Source organism: Mesorhizobium sp. M0815, from assembly GCF_040319995.1.
In the GTDB taxonomy this organism is placed as follows: Bacteria; Pseudomonadota; Alphaproteobacteria; order Rhizobiales; family Rhizobiaceae; genus Mesorhizobium.
In genome coordinates this window covers 1-21095 of record NZ_JAMYOU010000048.1, presented here as the reverse complement: position 1 = coordinate 21095, position 21095 = coordinate 1, and the positions used below count along the sequence as shown (strand labels likewise).

20 protein-coding genes and 1 pseudogene are annotated in these 21095 nt (G+C 60.8%); 4 read left to right on the top strand and 17 right to left on the bottom strand.

Features of this window, described 5'->3' with window-relative positions; translation table 11 throughout:
- Nucleotides 1–92: 92 nt before the first annotated feature.
- The 16 genes and pseudogenes from NKI01_RS29235 to NKI01_RS29160 all read right to left on the bottom strand — a co-directional run bounded on the left by NKI01_RS29235 (nucleotide 93) and on the right by NKI01_RS29160 (nucleotide 16765).
- Nucleotides 93–1988 (bottom strand): ABC transporter ATP-binding protein, encoded by a 1896-nt coding sequence (locus NKI01_RS29235; protein ID WP_352720351.1) that lies wholly within the window; start codon nucleotides 1986–1988, stop codon nucleotides 93–95.
- The gene (locus NKI01_RS29230; RefSeq protein ID WP_352965599.1) at nucleotides 1988–3856 is read right to left on the bottom strand and encodes an ABC transporter ATP-binding protein; all 1869 of its coding nucleotides are present in this window, start codon (nucleotides 3854–3856) and stop codon (nucleotides 1988–1990) included. The genes NKI01_RS29235 and NKI01_RS29230 overlap by 1 nt, the downstream gene beginning before the upstream one ends.
- 73 nt (nucleotides 3857–3929) lie before the next feature.
- Entirely contained in the window at nucleotides 3930–4835 is a 906-nt protein-coding gene (locus NKI01_RS29225) for an SIR2 family NAD-dependent protein deacylase (protein WP_352790849.1), read from the bottom strand.
- 36 nt (nucleotides 4836–4871) lie between these two features.
- Nucleotides 4872–5084 carry a putative nitrogen fixation protein NifT gene (nifT, locus tag NKI01_RS29220; RefSeq protein ID WP_023678250.1) on the bottom strand — a complete coding sequence of 71 codons (213 nt, stop codon included), beginning with the start codon at nucleotides 5082–5084 and terminating at the stop codon, nucleotides 4872–4874.
- Nucleotides 5084–5401 (bottom strand): nitrogen fixation protein NifZ, encoded by a 318-nt coding sequence (locus NKI01_RS29215; RefSeq protein WP_352965595.1) that lies wholly within the window; start codon nucleotides 5399–5401, stop codon nucleotides 5084–5086. The genes nifT and NKI01_RS29215 overlap by 1 nt, the downstream gene beginning before the upstream one ends.
- A gap of 98 nt (nucleotides 5402–5499) precedes the next feature.
- Nucleotides 5500–5694, bottom strand: a complete 195-nt coding sequence (locus NKI01_RS30915) for a 4Fe-4S dicluster domain-containing protein (RefSeq protein ID WP_023678248.1) — start codon at nucleotides 5692–5694, stop codon at nucleotides 5500–5502.
- Nucleotides 5695–5726: 32 nt separating this feature from the next.
- Complete coding sequence (gene nifB, locus NKI01_RS29205; RefSeq protein ID WP_352965593.1) at nucleotides 5727–7205, bottom strand: nitrogenase cofactor biosynthesis protein NifB; 1479 nt, start codon at nucleotides 7203–7205, stop codon at nucleotides 5727–5729.
- Between the two features lie 238 nt (nucleotides 7206–7443).
- A pseudogene (gene nifA / locus NKI01_RS29200) lies at nucleotides 7444–9206 on the bottom strand (nif-specific transcriptional activator NifA).
- A gap of 182 nt (nucleotides 9207–9388) precedes the next feature.
- Nucleotides 9389–9688, bottom strand: coding sequence for a ferredoxin family protein (locus NKI01_RS29195; RefSeq protein WP_352457020.1), 300 nt, complete (start codon nucleotides 9686–9688; stop codon nucleotides 9389–9391).
- Between the two features lie 11 nt (nucleotides 9689–9699).
- Nucleotides 9700–11007, bottom strand: a complete 1308-nt coding sequence (locus NKI01_RS29190; RefSeq protein ID WP_352965607.1) for an FAD-binding protein — start codon at nucleotides 11005–11007, stop codon at nucleotides 9700–9702.
- Between the two features lie 9 nt (nucleotides 11008–11016).
- Entirely contained in the window at nucleotides 11017–12126 is a 1110-nt protein-coding gene (locus tag NKI01_RS29185) for an electron transfer flavoprotein subunit alpha/FixB family protein (RefSeq protein ID WP_352965592.1), read from the bottom strand.
- Nucleotides 12127–12144: 18 nt separating this feature from the next.
- Nucleotides 12145–12996 carry an electron transfer flavoprotein subunit beta/FixA family protein gene (locus NKI01_RS29180; protein WP_352466656.1) on the bottom strand — a complete coding sequence of 284 codons (852 nt, stop codon included), beginning with the start codon at nucleotides 12994–12996 and terminating at the stop codon, nucleotides 12145–12147.
- 189 nt (nucleotides 12997–13185) lie between these two features.
- Nucleotides 13186–13566, bottom strand: a complete 381-nt coding sequence (gene nifW, locus NKI01_RS29175) for a nitrogenase stabilizing/protective protein NifW (protein WP_352503026.1) — start codon at nucleotides 13564–13566, stop codon at nucleotides 13186–13188.
- Complete coding sequence (gene nifV / locus NKI01_RS29170; protein WP_352965590.1) at nucleotides 13563–14771, bottom strand: homocitrate synthase; 1209 nt, start codon at nucleotides 14769–14771, stop codon at nucleotides 13563–13565. Before nifV ends, nifW begins: the two co-directional genes overlap by 4 nt.
- Nucleotides 14768–15985: a cysteine desulfurase NifS gene (gene nifS, locus NKI01_RS29165; protein WP_352965588.1), complete on the bottom strand. Its 1218-nt coding sequence runs from the start codon at nucleotides 15983–15985 to the stop codon at nucleotides 14768–14770. Before nifS ends, nifV begins: the two co-directional genes overlap by 4 nt.
- 459 nt (nucleotides 15986–16444) lie before the next feature.
- Nucleotides 16445–16765, bottom strand: a complete 321-nt coding sequence (locus tag NKI01_RS29160; RefSeq protein ID WP_023678237.1) for a HesB/IscA family protein — start codon at nucleotides 16763–16765, stop codon at nucleotides 16445–16447.
- A 588-nt stretch (nucleotides 16766–17353) separates the two neighbouring features.
- Between NKI01_RS29160 and hemP the strand changes: the two genes are divergently transcribed.
- Complete coding sequence (gene hemP, locus NKI01_RS29155; protein WP_023678236.1) at nucleotides 17354–17458, top strand: hemin uptake protein HemP; 105 nt, start codon at nucleotides 17354–17356, stop codon at nucleotides 17456–17458.
- 32 nt (nucleotides 17459–17490) lie between these two features.
- On the top strand, nucleotides 17491–18558 hold the full coding sequence (locus tag NKI01_RS29150; protein ID WP_352965586.1) for a hemin-degrading factor: 1068 nt from the start codon (nucleotides 17491–17493) through the stop codon (nucleotides 18556–18558).
- Between the two features lie 128 nt (nucleotides 18559–18686).
- Here NKI01_RS29150 and NKI01_RS29145 read toward each other — a convergent pair whose 3' ends face one another.
- Entirely contained in the window at nucleotides 18687–19094 is a 408-nt protein-coding gene (locus NKI01_RS29145) for a hypothetical protein (protein WP_352965584.1), read from the bottom strand.
- Between the two features lie 324 nt (nucleotides 19095–19418).
- On the opposite strand from NKI01_RS29145, the gene NKI01_RS29140 reads away from it, so the two are divergent.
- The gene (locus NKI01_RS29140; RefSeq protein WP_352965581.1) at nucleotides 19419–20636 is read left to right on the top strand and encodes a cytochrome P450; all 1218 of its coding nucleotides are present in this window, start codon (nucleotides 19419–19421) and stop codon (nucleotides 20634–20636) included.
- A 40-nt stretch (nucleotides 20637–20676) separates the two neighbouring features.
- Complete coding sequence (locus NKI01_RS29135; RefSeq protein WP_352918435.1) at nucleotides 20677–20889, top strand: ferredoxin; 213 nt, start codon at nucleotides 20677–20679, stop codon at nucleotides 20887–20889.
- The last annotated feature ends 206 nt before the right edge of the window (nucleotides 20890–21095 follow it).

The window sequence follows — 21095 nt, the reverse complement described above, 5'->3', positions numbered from 1 at the left end:
GCATGAATGCTGCCTGCTTCCTCGTCTGCGGCGGCCTGAGTGTCCGCCGGCACGCCCGAAGTCAATGTCAGTACCACAAGGCCGCCAAGACGTCAGGTCTGGGAGCCGGCTTGTACGGTCGTATCGTGTTCTGGAATATCGTCAAAGGAGGCGTAGTTGAGATTGTAGAGTTTGGAATACAGGCCCCCCATGGCTATTAGCTGATCGTGGTTGCCAGTCGCAATAACTTGGCCATTCTGAAGCACGATGATGCGGTCGGCACCCCGGATCGTGGCAAGACGGTGGGCGATGACGAGGCCAGTGCGCCCTTCAAGCAGCTTTATCAGAGCCTTCTGAATCTGCATTTCCGTGTAGCTGTCGATGTTGGCGGTAGCTTCGTCGAGCACGAGGATCTTGGCGTCGGCGACGAGGGCGCGGGCGAAACTGATAAGCTGGCGCTGGCCGAGAGATAAGTTGTCGCCGCGTTCGCCAAGTTGGGTCTCATACCCGTCGGCGAGGCTCATTATGAAGTCGTGGGCGCCGACCGCCTTGGCGGCCTCGATCACCTTGTCGCGCGTGGCTTCCGTCTTGTGGTATCGAATGTTCTCGAAGACCGTCCCGGTGAACAGGAACGGCTCCTGCAGCACCATGGCGACCTGGCGGCCGAGCGATTCCTGGGTGAGATCGCGCACATCATGTCCGCCGACCAGCACTTGGCCCTGCTGAACATCATAGAAGCGGTGGACCAGGGCCATCGCGCTCGATTTGCCAGAACCGCTCGGCCCGACCAGTGCGACCGTCTCGCCGGGATTGACCCGGAAGGAGACATTTTTCAGCACCGAACGGTTCGGATTGTAGCCGAAGGTGACGTCCCTGAACTCGACCGAGCCGTCCATTTCGGGCGAAAGCACCTCGGCATTGGGTTTGTCCTGAACATCGATCTTGACGTCGAGCACATCGGTCAGGCGCTTGCCTGAGGCCATGGCGCGCTGCATGACCGAATATTGCAGGGTGAGTGAGCGGATCGGGTCAAAGAAGCGCTGGATGTAAAATAGGTAGGCAACCAATACGCCCACATCTATGCGGCCATTCATGACCATCGAGCCGCCGACCACAATAACGGCGGCCATGGCGAGGCCGGTGAGGCCATCGACGATAGGCACCATGACCAGTGCATATTTGGCAGCGATCAGGTGGGTCCTGAGGTTGGCATGGGCCTTGTCGTCAAAAAGGATGAAATTCACCTGCTGGCGGTCCATTGACTGGACGGTGCGCACGCCGTGAATGGCTTCGGCCAGCGCGCCGTTGACGACGGAATTAGTCTCGTGTGCGGCCATGAAGGCGTCGCGGGCACGCGGCAGCCAGACAATGCGGACGATCACCAGGACCGGCAGAACCGAGAGCGTCAAGAGGCCGAGGCGGAAGTCGAGCCACAGCATTACGAAAACGATGCCGAAGAGAAGCGCAACATCGCCTACGGAATATACCGAGGTTTCGAGGAATTCCTGTATGGAGTTGACGTCGCCTTGCAGGCGCGACATGAGGCGTCCGACCTCGGTCTTGTCCATGAAGGAGAGCGAAACCTTCTGCAGATGGCCAAACATGGCGCGGCGGATGTCGAACAGGACAGTTTCGGCCACTTTCCCAACCACGGTTTCCTGCATGTAGCCGGCAGCGAAATTGACCAAAATCGCCAAAACGAACGCGCCGACGGCCGCGAGCTGGGCTGAGCGATCGGTCCTTGCCGGGTTCATGCCCTGGTCGAGCGCGTAGCGGATGATCAACGGGATGAGAAGCTGCGTCCCGGTGAAGATCAGCATTGCTGCAATCGTGATGACTACCCTGGCCCGATAGGGACGGACGAAAGCCCAGATGCGCCGGAGGATGCTCTTGTCGAAAGCCCGGCCGAACATCTCCTCCTCGATGCGGTGCGAGCCGACAACCGCGCGCGGAGGGCGTCTACCGTCGTCACGTTCGGCTTCGACTTCGCCGGCGCGGCCCTGCGCCATCAGCGGGCGCCCCCACACTGGGTCATATTGTCATCACCCGGGCGCGTCTGGAGATCGTAAAGGGCCCTGTAGCGTCCCCGCTTCGCCAAAAGCTCTTGATGCTTGCCGCGTTCTACGATTTCGCCGTTATCGACAAAAAGGATCTGATCGGCATGCACAAGCGCACTCAGCCGGTGCGCGATGATGATCGTCACCCGATCCTTGGCGAAGCGACGCATCGCCGCGCGGATGCGCTGCTCGGTGCCGGCATCGATCGCGGCCGTTGAGTCGTCGAAAACGACGACGGAGGGGCGCAGCATCATGGTGCGAGCGATCGTGAGACGCTGGCGCTGGCCGCCAGAGAGAGAGACGCCGCGTTCGCCCACGACCGTCTCGTAGCCCGCTGGGAGCCCGAGGATGTAGTTGTGGAGCTGGGCGAATTCGCCAGCGCGTTCGATTCGCTGTCTCTTCGCCCAGGGATCGCCATAAGCGATGTTGTTCTCGATCGTGGTGGTGAATAGGAATGCATCCTGCTGTACGACGGCGACCGCCTTGCGAAGCGTCGCGAGGGTGACATTGCGTATGTCCTGGCCGTCCAGCGTGATGGCGCCACCGGTCACGTCATAAAAGCGGGGGACCAGATGAGCTATCGTCGATTTGCCCGAACCCGGCGGACCGACGATCGCGATCGTCTCGCCTCTACGGGCCTCAAAGCTGACGTTCTTCAGAATGGCGCGGTTTTCGGCGCTGGGGTACGCAAACGAGACATTGTGGAAGCGCAGAGTGCCGTCGCTTATCTCGAGCGGTCTGGCCTTGAGAGCATCCCTGATTGTGATCTCCTGGTCGAGGAGACCGAAAAGCCGCGAACCGCAGCTAGAAGCGCGGGCAAAGGCATTGACCATGAGGCCGATCTGGCGGACTGGCATTTGCAGGATTGTCATGAAGGTCAGGAAGGTCGCCACCGTTCCGACGCTTATCTCGCCAGCGACGAGCTTGCTGCCACCGATCCAGAGCACCAATCCCATTGCGAAAAAGAAGGACAAGGTCATCGCCGACGTGCTGGGCACGTAGATGTCAACTCGGTCGTGGGCGAGGTCGAGCGCGTTCTTGGAAGCGCCGTCGAACTTCAGCATCTCATAGGCTTGAGCCGCAAAAGCGCGGACCACGCGGATGCCTGCGAGATTTTCCTCCATCACGCGGCTTAGTACTGAAAGCCGCTCATGCAGGTCGAGCCAGGTGGCGCGCAGCCTAAGCTGTGTGGCCGATGAGCGCCAGGCGACAAAAGGCACGAAGCTCAGCGCGACCAGGCCGAGCATGGGATCGGTCGAGATCATCATGTAGGCGCCGATCCCGATCAGCATGGTGAGCAGGAGCACGCGAACGAGCGCGGTGGAAAAATACATCCGCACGCCTTGGAGATCGAGCATTCCGATGGTGATCAGATCGCCTGAATGGACCCGGTCGTGAAAGGAAAAGCTGAGACGCTGGATCTTGTCGTAGTAGGCGAGCCGCAGTTCGTACGCGACATGATGCCCGACGGCTTCGGCAAAATAGTTCTGCGCCATCGTGAAAAGGCCGCGTAGCGCGCTGACGGCGAGCAGCAGGAGAGCCGGGGTCCAGAGCGCTTGTCCTGCCGCAGTCCCCGCGACACCGCCCCCGATGGCTGTCTGGGTCTGGTCGACAGCCCGGCCGAGAAGCTGGGGAATGAGCAACTGGAGGATTGCCGCCATGATCGTCGAGCCCATGGCGAAGGCGACCTGCCAGGGATGCCGCAAATTCATACGCGTGATGCGCAACAGCGTACTCAAATCCCGGCCCCAGCGCGCCGCTTCCACATGGGTCAACGAATTCAGAGCGTTCGTTGCGCTGCCGATAGCATCACTGCTCACGGGTGTATTCCCGACTGCATTTTGCGCCTTCGAGGCAAGCCGAAGGACCAATCATCAAAGGGGCGCGCCATTGTTAATCCTGTCCACCACCTGCAGCAGTGCGCGTTCCTATAAGCCGAGCCGCGGCTTCACTTACTGGCATGTCGATCACCGTGATTCCGCTTGCCGCAAGGAAACGCGCTTCGTTTCTGGTCAGCGTTTCCGCGTCCATTACCGCGCAATGTGGACCTCGGGAGCGCTTCATGATCTGCCTGGCGTAGGTGCGCAGCATCTGATCGTTGAAGCGGCAGCCAACGAAGAAAAATCCACGGGTGATGCGCCGTTCCTTCACCACGTCTGGGATCGGTGTCTGGATATCGATTTCGGTCAGGACTTCGACATAGTCCGAATCTGCGACGAGAAAGTTTTGCGCCGGCCTAATACTCCCGTGAGGTGTATAGAGAACCGTCTTTGCCCCCGATCGGGGGTCGAGTTCCCTCCCGGACAAATCGTAGGTTTTCGTCCAAATGTTACCGATTTCGTTCGCGCGCGTGACGCCTTGTATCTCAACGACGTCCGTTCGGCCGGTCTCTACGAGAGCCGTGCGCATCGCGCCGTCGTACCAGCTGTCGACGATGAGGGAGAGCGGCAGCCTTGCGAGCCAGGCGTGAAGGAGGGTAGGCGCCACCGGCGCTGCGAATATGTCGGTCATCCAAGCTTGAAGCGTCCGGCGATGCCGGCGCTGTTCGATGAACTGCGCAACCGACCACATATTGGTGCGGATCCTGGAAGGGGCTGGCGCCCGTGCATTGAGTGCCGCGGCAACGACCTCGGGCGTATGCGGCACAGGCGGTTCCGCACAGTTGAACCCAAGAAGACCCGGACCGAGATAGGGGATCACCTCATCGGCGGCGAGCGCTTCCTTCGCCAGGTCATGCAGCTTTTCGGCAAAACTGTCCCGCACGATGACGAGGTGGCCCGATGTCAGGATCGTGTTCATGCTCGTTCCTCGCGACGCACCTATCAAGGGGCAGCATCAGTCCTCTTCGGAAACCTTCCTTGCCTCGACGGTGATCGGCAGACGCGTATCCCGTGGAAGATCGGGTAGGAGGAGCCGCCACCCGTTCCTGAGCGTCACAGTTCCGCCCCACAACTCTTCCTTCTCAAGCTTGATGATCGGCTCTTCGAGGTCCTTTTTGGGGACATACGCCGACAAGCCAGCATCGGTCCTGCGGATCATGACTTTCATCAGGCCGTCCCTTCATTGGTATTGTTTTCAGCACTGCAGGGCGCCTCGGCTTTGTCGAGGCTCATCAGTTCACGCGCTCGCATGCCGACGACGGTGCCACGGTCGATCCATTCGACCGCATAGATGAAGAATTGCTGGAGAAAGGTGCCAATGTCGCGCACATATCCCTCGTCGCCCTTCCGCACGAGATTTTCGCCGATCTCCCTGCCAGGATAGGTGCCGTCATTCTTTATGTGGCGAGTGGCACGTACCCGCTCTCCCGGCATGAATCGCGGAGGCCTGCGGATTTCGACCTCCTCTTCGCGTCCGAGCGACATGTCCGTTCCCTGATTTCCCTTGAGGCTGCAGATTGTGAACAAGGCGTTCCAGGCGTCCTGCGAAGGCATCCCCGACCATGTCGGCAGCCCAATGTTCGTCACGCAGGAACGCAGGTCTTCGGCACCGGGCATACCGAGGCACATTGCTGCGCATCGAAGACCCCCTCGCACTCGGTGCACTTTTGCGGCTCGATCACATAGCTCTCGCCTTTGAACTTGATCGCGCCAGAGGGACACTCGAATTCGCAGGCGCCGCATTGGGTGCATTGGGATGCGATGATCTTGAAAGCCATTTTAACTCCTGGTCCGAATGGATGAGACGCGCTCAGGCCGTCGCCGCGAGTGCGGGGGTCCCAGACGCGGCCGCGTAAATCGCGCTGATTGCGGTCTCGATATAGTCGTGGGCATATGCGTCGGTGGCTTGGATTCCAGCGTCGGCGAGCTGATCCTGCGGGCAGTTTCCGATCTTGGCGCACAGCACGACATCTATGCCCTCAAGCGCAGCGATGACGCCATCCAGGGCGGCTTCTCCGCCCCAGCCGCCGAGACAATACTGCTCGACCTTGCGATGCCCGACAAAGCTGATCCCTCTCGGCGAGGCTTCGTAAACCTGGAATTCCTTCGCATGGCCGAAATGTTCATTGACGCGGCCGCCGCCCTTGGTCGCCACCGCGAAGAGAAGGGACTTGCCGGGGCTCGCTGCCTTGACCAATCCGATCGCTTCTCTCCTAGCCGCCACGTGATCACGGCGCTCCTCCGCGACCAGCTCCCGATAGGCCTTGCGATTGCTGGCATCGTAGGTGACCTCGCCGGGAATCCGGTCGAGTGTGAATTCCTGGCCACGATCCTCACCGAGCAGGCCGACGGCATCTGCCCGGCACTGCCGGCAGTGGCGCATCAACTGGGCGCCGCCTTCGACACGATCCTGAAGAGCCTTCATCTCCATTGCGTTTGGGCCGCGTTGCCCGCTCAGTCCGTAGTGCGTGCCGTGCGCCGGGTCCGAAATCAGCGGCATGAGGTTGTGCAGGAACGCGCCTCGCTCCTTGACCCATCTATTCACCTTGATCAGATGCTCATCGTTCACGCCGGGGATCATCACTGAATTGATTTTGGTGAGGATGCCGCGCGCGGTCAGCATCTCCAGACCCAACATCTGCCGCTCGTGCAGGATCCGGGCGGCTTCGATGCCGACGTAGCGGCGATGGTCGTAAAAGATCCAAGGATAGATCTTTGCACCGACCTCAGGGTCGACCATGTTGATGGTGATCGTCACGTGATCGACATTCATGTCGGCAAGCTCATCGACATGGTCCGGCAGCGCGAGCCCATTCGTGGAGATGCAAAACTTGATGTCTGGGATTTCCCTGGCGACTCGTTCGAACGTTGCCTTCGTCTTCTTCCAGTCGTAACAGGCATCGCCAGGTCCGGCGATGCCGAGCACGGAAAGCTGCGGCACCTCGTTGGCGACCGCGATCACCTTGCGTAGCGCCTGGTCGGGCGTCAGCTTTTCGGAGACCACCCCAGGCCGGCTTTCGTTGGCGCAGTTATATTTGCGGTTGCAGTAGTTGCACTGGATATTGCAGCCGGGCGCGACCGCCACGTGCATGCGCGCGAAATAGTGATGCGCCTCTTCTGAAAAGCAGGGGTGATCCTTGATCTTCTCCCAGACAGCCGGATCCGTGTCGTCCGGCTTTATCGACGAGCCGCAGGACGAAGACGCGCAGCCACCGGCTTTCACGGTGGCAAGCAACTGGTCATCGAATGTCGTGCTGAGGCTCTCAAGCGAAATTGCCGGTGCGGACATCGAACGGCTCCGTTGCTGGGTGAATGTCGCAGTTCAAACCGCAAGAGCTATGCCAGCTCAAAGAGCGGTTTTGGTTCACGAATTGGCTTTCGTGTCGGATTCCGTCGGATTGCTCCGACACACCTTTGTCGGGCTTCCGACAGTGGACAAGCAAATCGGGTCGCGAAGGCTACCAGCCTTGGGCGTGAAGGGTGTGAGGGAGACTACTCCGGGCTTACGTTTGACGTCATCACGACGTCTAGAATTTCTTCACCTCGATGCCATGTCGGCGCAGCGCGTAGCCGATTTGCCGCGGCGTGAGGCCGAGGATACGAGCCGCCCTGGCCTGAACCCAACCGGCCTTGTCCATCGCGTCGATCAGCCGGTCGCGTTCCGTCAGACGCGGGGGACAAGCGGGATCGTTCGGATCGCCGGCCGCAAGGGGAGATACGTTGCCTGCGGAGGCACCGATGCGACTGGCCGGCAGCCGCAATCCGACCGGCCCTGCGTTGACCCGTGCGAGATCGTCGATGATAGTGCCGCCATTCGAGCGGTCGGCTCGCTTCCAGAGGAGCCAGGAAAGGCACTGGCTCTTCTTACAGGCGAAATCGGATGGCGTGATCGTCCTTGAACGCGCAAGTGTGGCCGTCCTTTGGACGCAGTTCTCCAGCTCGCGGACGTTACCAGGGAAGTAGCATTGCGAGATCAGGTCAAGCGCCGACGGCGCGAAGGCGAGTGCGCGATCGTTCTCCTTGTTGAATCGATTGAGGAAGGCGTTCGCAAGGCGTGGAATATCGCCGGGTCGCTCTCTGAGCGGAGCAGGATAATTGGCACCACATTGATGCGGTAATAAAGGTCGGCCCTGAACTCCCCTTTTATAACGGCCGTCTCGAGGTCCTTGTTGGTGGCGCATATGAGGCGCACGTCGACCTGTAGCGTTTTGGTGCCGCCGACTCGCTCCAACTCGCCTTCCTGCAAGACACGCAACAGCTTGGCTTGAAAGGCCGGCGAAATCTCGCCGATTTCATCAAGTAGCAGCGTTCCCTCATTTGCCAATTCAAAACGACCGGCGCGCTGGGAGATAGCACCCGTGAAAGCGCCCTTTTCATGCCCAAACAGTTCTGACTCCAGAACGCTTTCAGACAGTGCGGCGCAGTTCAATTTGACGAAAGACTTCTTCCTCCGACGTGAGAGCTTATGGATGGCTTGCGCAAAGAATTCCTTGCCGGTGCCGCTTTCACCCCGCAGTAGCACGGTGGAATTGGTACCTGCTACGACCGAGACGGTTTCGAGCACCTGCTTGAGTGCGGGGCTTTCCCCGATGATCCCGTCGATTTTGGCATCCGCATGCCGGGCAGGGTCGTACGTCCTCCCCTCGTTGGGCGATTTCTCCGGTCTCCATTGTTCATGGACAGACCGCTGACGATCTGTACTCAGGGTGCGATGGAGACGGATGGTCCGGCCGACAAGGTTGGCGACCATCGTCAGGAAGTATGTGTCCTCGTCGTCGCGAAAGTCGGTGACGCCGTCTCCGGCCCGGTCGATCGACAATGTCCCAAGGATCTTATGATCAGCCTTTAGCGGGATACCGATAAAGGCAATTGGGATGGTCCCGCTGCTCGAAGACGTTTGAAGGTTAGCCTGAAATAATTGGGACTTGCGGACGTCCGGTATGAACAGCGGCGTCCCCGTAGCGACGATTTGATCTGTTACGGCCTGTGGTATGACGCGGCGAGTGCCTGATTGAGGTGCGTGGGTATTGCCGGCAGTTGCGGCAATCTCCGGCTCTCCTTCAGCGTCCAGGACGACGATTGCTCCGTGACGCATCTGCAGAAACGAAGGCAGGATGTTCACGACATTGGCGAGCGTAATCTCCAGCTCGCTGGGGGCGGTCAGCACCTTCGATATCTCGTAGAGTCCCCTGAGCGCGATATCTGCTTGGGGCATGCTTTTGATGGGCGGTTCAGGGCGGGTATCCCGAGGTGCTACCTCGTCGACCCGATCTTGCGGTACGTGAGCCATGGAAACACCTCAGGGGTTGTCGTCCAGAGTGCTCCTCCTTTTGAATCTGAGTCTGAATTCTGAAAGCACAGTATTCACGAGCTTCTCTTTGTTGCGAGGCGATTCCATCAAAGATAGACTTGGCCTTGGTCCCGACCTCAGGTGTACCAAGATTGACCCTGTTGATACGGTGCGTGCGTCGGTCATCCGAATTTGAAGAGGACTCCGAAACCGCCGCGTGGATAGTTCCACTCGATCTCGCCACTGGTCTCACACAAAATCCGGCAGGTGCCGCACTCCATGCAGCCGTCGGCAGTGATCTCCACTTGACCTTTGTCGTTCAACTCATAACATTTCGCGGGGCAGACGTGGGTCAGCGCGAGCAGGTTCGCGCTTGGCCTCTCGTGCGGTCGCACTTTGATATGCGGACGGCCGGAATCCACCAAGTAGCGGTTCTGGTAAAGCTTGTCCTCGACACGTGACTTCGTCACTGGGATCGTCATTTCGTCTCCCCTCAGCGCCACGCCAATGCAAGGCGGACCGCGTCGCTGACCAGCCCCCAGCGCGAGCGCGCCTTGATGAAGGCCGCCGTGGTCGCCTTTTCCTTCTCGATCTTCGACGTGCCGTCGACACGCATGAAGTTCTGCGCGGCTTGCGACATCAACCGCGGATAAGCCGTGAAGTAATTGCAGGAATTGGTGTGGAGCAAGGCCGGCATGTCTTTGTATTTCCTTAGGTCCTTGACCACGAAGGACTTGTCCAGCATGGCTTTGTAAAGGGCGAGATTCCGTTTGGTCATAGGACCGTTGCGGCTCTTGACCTCGATGATTGCCTCAGCCGCGATGCGGCCGGAGGTCATGGCGAGGTTCGAACCCTCGCGGTGAATGGCGTTGTTCAGTTGCGCGGCATCGCCGACCACGACCCAGCCGTCGCCAAAGAGCTGCGGAATAGCCTTGTAGCCGCCTTCGGGAATGAGATGCGCGGAATATTCTTTCACTTCCGAGCCGGCGATCAGCGGCCGGATCGAAGGATGGGTTTTTAAGGCGTCGAGGAGGACGTAAGGGCTCTCGACCATCGCGGCGAAATCGGAGACGAGGCAGCCAATGCCCAGTGAGATCGACTCCTTGTTGGTGTAGAGGAAGCCGAGCCCGGCCATGCTGCGGGAGGTCGTGCCCACCGCCTCGATCACGCAGCCTTCATCGCCTTTGAGGCCGAACCGCTGCTCAATGACCTCTTCGGGCAGGAAATGCATTTCCTTGACGGCGAGCGCCACGGTTTGCGGCTTCGGCATCTCGCGCAGGCCGGCCCGCGTGCCAAGCAGTCCGCATACGCCTTCTGCGAGGACGACCACGTCCGCGTAGATGGCTCCGCCGGCCCGGTCTGTGCGGACGCCGATCACCCTGTCCTTGGCGTCACGGATGAGTTCCGTCACGGTCGTCTCGCACAGAACCGTCGCGCCGGCCTCGCGCACCTTACGCGAAAACCATTTATCGAACTGGGCACGGATGATCGTGTAGCGGTTGGGCTTCGCCTCATTGAAGTCGTCCGACCGATAGTGAATCCCGGTATGGGATGTGTCGTCCATCACCCAAAGCCGCTGTTCAACCAAATGCCGCTCGAGAGGCGCATCGTCCCGGAAATCCGGGATGATCTTCTCCAGCATGTTCGCGTACATGATGGCACCCTGGACATTCTTGGAGCCCGGATATTCACCCCGCTCCAACTGCAGCACCTTCAGGCCGTGGCTGGCCATGGTGTAAGCAGCTGCGTTTCCGGACATGCCGGCCCCAATAACAATGGCGTCGAATTGTTCCTCAATCATGTCCATCCCTTAGCTCGCAAGCTTGTCGCGACTGTGGGGCGACAGCCGCCGGGTGAAGGCTTCCGTCAGTGCGGGCAGGAAGCGGATCGCGTCGGTGACGATCCCGAGGTGAGCGAAATCGAAAATCGGCGCGTTCGGGTCGGTGTTGATGGCCACGATGAGATCCGCCCCCTCGACGCCAACCCGATGCTGGACGGCGCCGGAAATCCCGGCCGCTATGTAAAGCTTCGGCCGGATGGTCTTGCCAGTTTGGCCGATCTGCCGATCAGCTGGCATCCAGCCCTTCTGGACCAACGGGCGCGAACAGCCGTGCTCGGCGCCGATTGCTCGCGCGAGATTCTTCACAAGCTGCAGGTTCTCCGCCGCGCCTAGACCGAGGCCTCCCGCAACCACGACGTCGGCATAGGCAAGATTTGCCTTTGCCGACTGACTATCCGGCAGGAAGCCGAGGATTTTGGTAACGATCTCGTCCTCGGCTACCGAGAGCTTGTGCCGGATGACACGCCCGACCGGTTTATCCGCCCGCTGCGGCATGGGCATGACCCTCGGTCGCACTGTCGCCATCTGGGGGCGGAAATTGAGCGTATAGATCGTGCACAACAAGGAACCGCCGAAAGTCGGACGGGTGGCGGCGAGCGATCCGTCGTTATCCACATCAAGTTCGGTGCAGTCGGCCGTGAGCCCTGTCTGCAAGGTCGTCGCCACGGACCCGGCAAGATCCCTGCCGAGTGTGGTGGCGCCGAGAAGAAGGATCTCGGGTTTGTGGGCATCGACCAGATCCGTCATCGCCTTGGTGAATGGCTCGTTCCGATAGTCGGCGAGCAGCGGCGCCTCGACGATGTAGACAAGGTCGGCGCCATAAGCGAACGCTTCGGCAACGGCGTTCCCGATGGCCTCTCCCGGCGGTCCAAGCACGACGCCCGCAAGCTGGACCTGAAGCTTGTCTGCTAACTTGCGGCCTTCGCCGAGCAGTTCGAATGATACGGGATGGACCTGGCCGCGTTCGAGCTCGATGAAAACCCAAACGTGCCGGTAGTCCTTGAAATGCGCGGGCAGCTCCTTCTTTATGCCGGCACGGCCGGCGGCAGGGCGAGGGGTTTCTCGGTTCGCGGTCGACATCGTCTGCTCCTTGCCCTCTCACGCGCCGCCGTTGAAGGCGAGCTCATGTTCCAATGCCGGCTGGCGGGTGAAAATTGCCGTGATGAGTTCGTCAGCGACATCGCGCAAGGCCATCTCGGCGGTGTCGATTTTTGCCGCCTTTTCCGCTCGCGCAGGAGGCGCGAAAACGCGCTTGACCACCGTCGGTGAACCGCGCAGGCCGCATTTGGTGAGATCCTCAATGCCGGCGTCGGCCGCACTCCATTTCAAGACCTGGCTGCGCGCGGCGCACAGGGCGTCCTGGATCGAGCCCCGGCGGATCTCGTTTGTGCCTTCCAGCATGGTGATCAGGCAAGGGAGCCTGCTCTTCAGCATCTGTGTGCCGCCTTCGGAGCGGCGCTCAACCTTGATTTCGCGCGCAGCAAGGTCAATAGAGGCGATCTTCGCGACATAGGTCAGCTGCAGGAGTCCGAGGCGCTTGGCGATGCCGGGCCCGACCTGGGCGGTGTCGCCATCGATCGTCTGCTTGCCGGTGAAGACGAGGTCTGGCGTGCCGAACGTCTCGCCAACCTTCGCGATTGCCTGGGAAAGGGCGAACGAGGTCGCCAGCGTGTCGGAGCCGGCAAAATAGCGGTCGGTCAAGAGCACCGCTCGGTCGGCGCCGTAACCGAGCGCCTTGCGCAGCGCGTCCTCTGCCATGGGCGGACCCATAGTGAGCACGGTGACTTCGCCACCATAGGCGTCGCGCAGTCTGAGGGCTTCTTCGAGGGCGAACAGGTCGTAAGGGTTGATGATGGTCGGAACACCCTGGCGCATGATCGTGTTCGTCACCGGATGGACCCTTATCTGTGCCGAGTCCGGCACCTGCTTGATGCAGATTACGATGTGCATTGGCGGTTTCTCCAGGCTCCAGTCCGGATGCGGGCTTGGCGGTTCATCTCCTTGGGTTGCATCATTCGTGCCAACTGTTTTGCGCTGCCCCCAATTCCTAGAACTTCGCTTGGTTGCTTCTGAGGGCGCCGTGGTGATGACCGGATTTGTCGGCTTCTCGACATTGTCGCGTCGCAACCCGTGTCGCGGTCATTCCTGTCCGAACCGCTTCAGTACGGAGTCGAACGGGACAAAGGTGCGGCCCGGCGTGGCAGGTTTGTTCGGATCGTGGTCTTTGAGCACCTTGAAGACCCGATGGGTGAGCGGCGAGGAAACCGCGAAGTCCTCGTAAGCGCGTTCGAGCGTCGCGCGCACCCGCGCGGCAATCACCTGGTCGGGCAGACCGGAGAAATCTTCTTCGGCAAGGTATTGGCCCACGCGCTTCATGATATGGAGCCGCGAGACATTCAGCACCTTCGGATCATAGGAGACGCCAAGGACTGCGAAGAACTCCTCCGCAGCCGACAGGCGCTTCAGTCGTGCGAGGATGTCGGTGACATCGATGGGGCGGCTGTCAGCGGAACAATTCATTGCATTCTCCCTGGTCGGAAAACTGTGGTGTCGGTGGGCTCGCGCACGGCTGACCTGGACCCGCACAGCTCCGCGAGGGATGCCTCGCTGCACATTTCATCGTAGAGCTCGACCAGTTGAGTTGCAGTGACGGTCGATTTGGTCTCGGCCGCCTCGCGCCGGACGCGGGCCACCATCGCGGCTGCCAGATCCGGGTCGAGATCGCGACCGCTTTCGCTCAGCACATGGGCAATCGCAGTGGCGCCGGAATGCTTGCCAATGACGATACGCCGGCAGCGGCCCACGAGAGCCGGATCGAGCCCCTGATAAGTACGCGAGTCCTTCAGCAGCCCTGCGACGTGAATGCCGGATTCGTGGGTGAAAACATCGGCGCCCACGACCGGCTTAATGGCCGCGGTCTGCCGGCGGGAGGCCCAAGCCACCTGGGCGGCGAGGTCGGGCAATGCGGTCAGCTCGATGCCGGTATTCGCGCCGTCGAGGACCGCCATCGCGGCGGCCACCTCTTCCAGCGCGGCATTGCCCGCACGCTCGCCGAGCCCCAGGACGGTGACGGACGCATGGCGCGCGCCTGCGCGGATCGCGGCCAGCGTGTTGGCGGCAGCAAGTCCGAGATCGTTGTGCGCATGAAATTCAAGCTCGATTGGAGACTGCGGCACGAGCTGGGCGACAAGTTCGAAGGTCGAAAACGGGTCGAGAACGCCGACTGTGTCGGCTAGCCTGACGCGGCTTGCGCCGGCGCGTGCAGCCGTCTCGATGACGCGGGCGAGATGATCCCGATTGGCCCGCGAGGCGTCCTCGCAGCCCACCGCGACGAAGAAGCCGGCGGCGGCTGCGCGCCTGACCATACGTTCGATGACCTGGAGCGCTCCCGCCTTATCGAGGCCGAGCTTGGCGGCAAGTTGGATGTCCGACGCAGGCAGCGATAGATTGATGGCGTGGACGCCGCTCTCGATCGCTGCATCGAGATCCAGCGACGTCATCCGGCACCAGGCCATGAGCCGAACCGGGAGACACCGCGCGACCACGGCGCGAATTGTTTCGATCTCGTCGGCGCCCATGACCGGCGTGCCGATCTCGATCTCTGTGACGCCGGCCGCCGCAAGAGACTCGGCGATCTCCAGCTTTTCCGTCGTGGTAAAGGCGACGCCGGGCGCCTGCTCGCCATCGCGCAAGGTCGTATCGTTGAGAAAGACATGACGGGTCATGAACGGTAGCCGGTTCTGCTGCCGCTCAGGCATAGACCGGATTGACCGTCTTCGGAGGTTCGGTTACCCGGCCCAGAACTGGGAAAGCCACGCAGCTTCTCCACGATTGCCGGCATGACCTCGAGCACCCGGTCGACGTCCGCTTCGCCGTTGTCCCGCGCCAAGGAGAAGCGGACTGCCGCGTGTGGCGTTTTCATCGCGCTCAGGACATGGCTCGGTTCCAGAGAGCCGGAGGTGCAGGCGGAGCCGGAGGAACACGCGATGCCCACGCGGCTGAGGAGGAGTGGAATTCCATCACTTTCGACATGTTCGAAGGAGATGTTTGCGGTGTTGGGCAACCGTTCCAGGGGATCACCAGTGACACAGGTGCTTGGGATGCGCTGGAGAATCCCGCCCTCTAAACGGTCGCGGAGCGACTTTACCCGTGTGGTCTCGTCGTCCATGAATTTCAAGGCGAGTTCGGCCGCCATGCCGAGCCCGACTATGCCGGGCGTATTCTCGGTGCCAGCACGCCGGTTCTGTTCTTGGTGGCCCCCCTTGATCAGCGAGTGGAAATTGACGCCACGTTTTACGAAAAGCGCGCCGATCCCTTTCGGCCCGTGCAGCTTGTGGCCGGAGAGCGACAGCATGTCGATTGCGGTCGACTTCAGGTCCATCGGAAGCTTGCCGACCGCCTGCACAGCATCGGTATGGAAAAGGGCGCCCACTTCCTTGGCCAACTCGGCAAGCCTGGCCACGGGGAAGATCACACCAGTCTCATTGTTCGCCCACATTATCGAGACGATTGCCACCTGTGGGGTGAGGGCGGCCATATAGGCGTCGAGGTCGAGCCGGCCGCGGCAATCCACCGGGATCCTGTGCACCTTGACGCGGCGGGTCTTCTCGAGATGCGCGCAGAGCGTCAGCACGGCGGGATGCTCGACCGCGGACGTCACGATCTCGGTTCGGTTGGGCGCCGCCTCGAGCGCCGAAAGAAGCGCTGCATTGTCGCTTTCTGTCCCACCCGAGGTGAAGGTGATCTCATCGTCGAACTCCGCGCCGATCAGAGCTTGCAACTGCCTCCGCGCCTTTCTCACCGCCGCACTGACTGAGGCGCCAAGAGCGTGCGCCGACGAAGGGTTGCCGAATTGATCCCTAAAGAACGGCAACATCGCTTGCACGACCTCAGGATCGACCCGTGTGGTTGCGTTGTTGTCGAGGTAGACAGGTTTCATGTGCGATCCTCAGTTGACCGGAATGACGCGAGCGCGCGACCGCCTCATTGAGCCTCTGGCGTATGCCGTCGATGATGATGGGCCCGAACTGGCAGCCGGCGCGGACGCCCGAGAGTTGACGTAGACCGGATCGGCGTCGACATGGCCAAGTCCGCAGTCGCCGCCGTCAGCCCGCAGGTAAGGACGCCCGAACACGACAACGTTATCGATAAGCCGAATTTGGGGCAGCGGCGCGATTTGGGCGCCAGCAGCTTGGGTGCCACCAGGAACCGAACTGTTTCGGGAGGCGACGTTCTTTGCATCCTACCTGAAGCGATTGCCGGTCCCAAGATCGGCTTCGACCTTGCCTTGTTCTTGAGGACAGGGACATCTGTTGTGCCGGCCATATAAGCCTCCTCTGCCGCAAATGAGTCCGTCGGCGGCAATCGCTTCATGGACCCGCACAGGCGCTTCGGGCGATCAACTGAAGGACTTGCCGCAGCCGCACTTCTCGCGCGCGTTGGGGTTATCGAAGACAAAGCCGGAAGATTCGAGCCCGGTGAGGAAGTCGACGGTCATGCCGGCGACATGCGGTTGGGAGCCCGCGTCCACGAACAGCTTGATCCCATCTGTCTCGGTGATCGCGTCGCCCTCGCGCGACACGCTCTCCAGGCCCATTAAGTATTTGAAGCCGGCGCAGCCGCCGGCCTGGACCATGATGCGAAAGCCTTCGGCCGGCTCGCTGGCGCGGGAAAGAGCAGTCTTAATGGCGGCAACAGCGTTGTCGGTGAGCGTAATCATGGCTCCATTCTCCTCAGTCCGGGACCCGCTTGCGCATCACGTTGCATGCACCGTGCCAAAGCGAAAAAACGTTTCAACACAGCGCGGCATCTCTGACACTGCTGTGGTTCTTGTGAGTCCATTGCTGCGAAGGTGTCGGCCAACCGACACGTACTGTCGGGTTTGTCGGGTCCGCCACGCGGGATGTTGGGCCTGAGTTGTTGGCTGAACTCACATTAAACCAATGACCATTACAGAAGACTTCTTCTGAGCTTGCTTCGGCGCAATTGGCACGGTTTTTGAAGCTCCACTGGCGAGGCGGCAAGAGACTGCCGATCCACAATCGTGTCGTGGGTGCCCTCGCGATCGATGGGGCGAAGCAAGGGAGCAACATGTCAGGACTGGGTCAGACACGCTTTGTTTGGCGAAGCAGCGCCGCCTGTGGCATCCGAATGACCGATTGGCCGATTGCGACAACACCCACAATCGCTCACCACCGCCCGGTGGCCACCGACCAGCTCGATGTGATTCCATCGGCATGTGCCTGCTCGTGTCACTCGGGTCTCGCCGCTCCGATAGCACCCCCGGTTTTCGCGCGGGTGCGACGACGTGCGCACGCTGTCCAGCGACACTTTGTTCACGGGCCAGCAGCAGATCAGGGTCGAGCATTACGGCGCGCCCTATCGGCTGAAGATTCACCGGCAGGGCAGCTGATCCTCACACGTAGGTGGAAGCAGGGGTAAGACATGGACCAGCGCGAGAAACCGTCGCCGGACGAAATCCGGCGGGCGTGCGAAGACAATCCGAAAATCCGGGAGCATGATCTCGCCGCTCGATTGGGCATTTCGGAAGCCGAATTGATCGCGGCGCATTGTGGTCACGGCGCGGTGCGCATCGAGCCGCGCGTCGATGATCTGCTGACCGGCCTCGAAGCGGTCGGCGAGGTGATGGCGCTCACCCGCAACGAAAGTGCCGTGCACCAAAAGATCGGCGTTTACGACAAAGTGGTCACCGGCAACCAGCATGCTATGGTGCTCGGCGACGAGATCGACCTGCGCATCTTCCCGAAAGCGTGGGCGTATGGCTTCGCCGTCGAGAAGCGCGAGGGAGCCGAGATCCGCCGCAGCCTGCAATTCTTTGATGCCACCGGCGAGGCGATGCACAAAGTGCATCTCAGGCCCGCCTCGAACCTGCACGCCTATCAGAATCTGGCGGCAGAGCTCGTATCCTCCGACCAGGATCCGATCATATCGGTCGAGGCGAGCGGGGCGCGCGATAACGCAGTGAGTCCAGACCAAGCCGCCACGGTCGACGACCTACGCGAGCACTGGAGCCGGCTGAGCGACGTGCATCAGTTCTACCATATGTTGAAGACACTGAAGCTCAGCCGCTGCCAGGCGATGCGTATGGCCGACGAGGATAACGCCTGGCTGCTCGACAATGATGCCGTTGGCGCCCTGTTCCAACAGGCGGCCGAAGACGAGATGCCGATCATGTGCTTTGTCGGCAATCGTGGTTGCATCCAGATCCATTCCGGCCCGATCAAGTCGGTCAAGCAGATCGGGCCGCGGATCAATGTGCTCGACGAGACCTTCCATCTGCATCTTAGGACCCATCGCATCCGCGAGGTCTGGGCCGTGCGCAAGCCGACGAGGGACGGTCACGTCACGTCCATTGAAGCCTATGGCGCGGACGGCAAGATGATCATCCAGTTCTTCGGCAGGCGCAAGGAAGGCGAACGCGAGGGCAGCGACTGGCGGTTTCTGGCCGAGAGTCTGCCACGTGTTCCCGGTCCGACCTACAGGGAGGTGTAGAGTGCCGACAGGCCCTCGGATTGAACCGGCCGCCATAGGACTCGGCACCACGTTGCGACAGCGGCTGCGAGGTCGTAGCGCATACGGACGGTTAGGTGTGCACGCCGGAATTGACCGCATCGATACAGTCAAGCTCGTCGCCGGCCGGACTGCTGCGCACGAGTGCATCGCCGTCTGACCGAAAATCCTTGCAGCGCCTGCGAGCGATAAAACGCATACGCCATCAGCGCCGAACCGAAGCGCGGCTCGACCTTGTTGATATTTCCGATCATCGCGCGCAAGCGCCGTCGGGTCTTGTCGGACCGCACCCGATCCTTGCGCTGGATCGCGTCGTTGCTCAATCCGGGCCGTGCGAGCGATCTCCTCGCTCGTCGACCGGAAGGCTGTGCAGCAGCAGCCAAGCCGAACAGCCCGATGTCGCGGACTCGACAAACCGACCACGGATGTCGGTTGTCGGACGTTGTCCTAAGAATAATGGACAGGTGATCATCAGCGGCGGGCCCAGTGCAGGCTGGCATTGCTTGGTGCAGCGCCATGGGTACGCCTATCCGGCACGCGACTTGCTTCGACAATTTGATCAGCAGGGCATCAGCAGTGCGTCACGGAGCTCAGAGGTGATTGACCAACCTCTCAACCCTAGCGGGGATAAGCGGCGGCTTTGCTTCATGACCGCAGCGCGGCGGAGATGCCCCTTCTGATCGACTTCGCAACCGATCTCATCCGCGCTGGTGCAGGTGGGCTGTATCAGGCGACAGAATCTAGAAGGCGCCCGACAAGAGACGTGCCCATGCTGGAAATCGACTTTATGAACAGCGGTGCAATCTCAATCGAGCCATGAACGCCAATGTAGAGAAAACAAAATGGCGACCAACCCCGTTCCAGATCATGTCCCGCCCGAAATGGTGAGGGACTTCAGCCTGTTTACATCGCCAGGGATGCCACCAACACCCAACGGGGATCCACACGCAGCTGTCGCTTGCGTACATGACGGGCCTCCGATCTTTTACTCCCGCTACAACACGCAAGATGGCCGGGGTACCTGGGTCATCACCCGTGCCGCGGACCAGCGGAAGGTGCTGCAGGACGCAGAGACTTTTTCCAGCCATCGCAGCATCTTCTCCTCCATACTGGGTGAAAACTGGCCGACGATCCCGCTTGAGCTCGATCCACCGGCCCATGGCGTCTTTCGCTCACTGCTCAATCCGCTGCTTTCGCCAAAGCGGGTGAGGGTGTTGGAGCCGGCTGTCCGCGAGCAAGCGATCATGCTGATCGATAGAATTGTCGCATCGGACACAAGCTGCGACGCGATGAAGGATTTTGCCTTTCCTTTCGCGGTGAGCACCTTTCTTCGCTTTCTGGGGTTGCCCGATGACCGACTCGATACATTCGTCGGCTGGGGGAAAGATCTGCTCCACGGCGACGATAAGGAACGACCTGTGGCTGCCCGGACGATCGTGGCATTCATCGACGAACTTGCAGCCATGCGCCGCCAGGAGGCGGTTGACGATTTCATGACCTTTATCGTGCAGGCACAGGTCGAGGGCCGCCGGCTGACGGACACCCAAGTCCGCGGCATCGGCGTGCTTGTCTTCGTCGCTGGGCTCGACACGGTCGCAGCAGCTATAGGCTTTGACTTGGCGTACCTCGCGCGCAACCTCAAAGATCAGCAATTGCTGCGGAGCGAACCGGACCGCATCCCGCTCGCAACCGAAGAATTGCTGCGGGCCTATCCGCCCATTCAGTTGATCCGCGTGGCTACGAAAGATATCGACTTCGAAGGCGCGCCGATCCGGAAGGGGGACTATGTTTCCTGCGCCACGATGATTGCCAATCGTGATCCGGCGGAATTCGAATGCCCCAACACGATCGATTTGGAGCGGGAGGACAACCGCCACGCCGCGTTTGGCTATGGTCCCCACCGTTGCCTTGGCTCACACCTAGCCCGGCGGGAGATTGTCATTGGCCTGGAGGAGTGGCTGGCGCGCATCCCGGCTTTCAGGATCAAGAAGGGTACGGCACCCATAACCTCTGGCGGCCATGTGTTCGGGATCGAAAATTTGATCCTGGACTGGTCCTAGGCCCGCCCCGAGCCGGGGCACAGACAATGGAGGCAGCGCTATGCGCATCATCGTCCAAAATGCCAAATGCCAGGGTCACGCGCGATGCGCGGCGCAAGCGCCGGACATCTTCAAGCTTGATGACGAGGGTTACATCCTGCCTGGTGACATTGAAGTTGCGGAAGGGGAGGAACTGCCTGCGTCGCGAGGCGCGCGATCCTGCCCCGAACGCGCGCTGGAACTCGACCGTACACCGGCTGCGCGGGTTGAATAGGACCCCATTCAAGTCAGCACCTCAAGGCCGGAGACGCCCCCTGGGCAGTTACAGCTTAGGATCAAAACCGCCTATCAGTCGCGTCGGACTGGAGAGGGACAACCTATTGAGGCTCCACAACTAGGGTCAGGACTCATTGATCCAGAAGATGAAGGCTGCAGCGAATGCGATCGCCGACAGGAAGGTGTGAGCACATCGGTCGTATC

Coding starts and splice junctions, on each gene's coding strand:
- nifT (WP_023678250.1), bottom strand. CDS start 5,084: ATGAAAGTCATGATCCGCAGGACCGATGCTGGCTTGTCGGCGTATGTC.
- NKI01_RS29135 (WP_352918435.1), top strand. CDS start 20,677: ATGCGCATCATCGTCCAAAATGCCAAATGCCAGGGTCACGCGCGATGC.
- NKI01_RS29195 (WP_352457020.1), bottom strand. CDS start 9,688: ATGACGATCCCAGTGACGAAGTCACGTGTCGAGGACAAGCTTTACCAG.
- NKI01_RS30915 (WP_023678248.1), bottom strand. CDS start 5,694: ATGGCTTTCAAGATCATCGCATCCCAATGCACCCAATGCGGCGCCTGC.
- NKI01_RS29215 (WP_352965595.1), bottom strand. CDS start 5,401: ATGTCGCTCGGACGCGAAGAGGAGGTCGAAATCCGCAGGCCTCCGCGA.
- NKI01_RS29145 (WP_352965584.1), bottom strand. CDS start 19,094: ATGGCGCTGCACCAAGCAATGCCAGCCTGCACTGGGCCCGCCGCTGAT.
- nifW (WP_352503026.1), bottom strand. CDS start 13,566: ATGAATTGTTCCGCTGACAGCCGCCCCATCGATGTCACCGACATCCTC.
- NKI01_RS29160 (WP_023678237.1), bottom strand. CDS start 16,765: ATGATTACGCTCACCGACAACGCTGTTGCCGCCATTAAGACTGCTCTT.
- NKI01_RS29185 (WP_352965592.1), bottom strand. CDS start 12,126: ATGTCGACCGCGAACCGAGAAACCCCTCGCCCTGCCGCCGGCCGTGCC.
- NKI01_RS29190 (WP_352965607.1), bottom strand. CDS start 11,007: ATGATTGAGGAACAATTCGACGCCATTGTTATTGGGGCCGGCATGTCC.
- NKI01_RS29235 (WP_352720351.1), bottom strand. CDS start 1,988: ATGGCGCAGGGCCGCGCCGGCGAAGTCGAAGCCGAACGTGACGACGGT.
- nifV (WP_352965590.1), bottom strand. CDS start 14,771: ATGACCCGTCATGTCTTTCTCAACGATACGACCTTGCGCGATGGCGAG.
- NKI01_RS29140 (WP_352965581.1), top strand. CDS start 19,419: ATGGCGACCAACCCCGTTCCAGATCATGTCCCGCCCGAAATGGTGAGG.
- nifB (WP_352965593.1), bottom strand. CDS start 7,205: ATGTCCGCACCGGCAATTTCGCTTGAGAGCCTCAGCACGACATTCGAT.
- NKI01_RS29180 (WP_352466656.1), bottom strand. CDS start 12,996: ATGCACATCGTAATCTGCATCAAGCAGGTGCCGGACTCGGCACAGATA.
- nifS (WP_352965588.1), bottom strand. CDS start 15,985: ATGAAACCTGTCTACCTCGACAACAACGCAACCACACGGGTCGATCCT.
- NKI01_RS29150 (WP_352965586.1), top strand. CDS start 17,491: ATGGACCAGCGCGAGAAACCGTCGCCGGACGAAATCCGGCGGGCGTGC.
- NKI01_RS29225 (WP_352790849.1), bottom strand. CDS start 4,835: ATGAACACGATCCTGACATCGGGCCACCTCGTCATCGTGCGGGACAGT.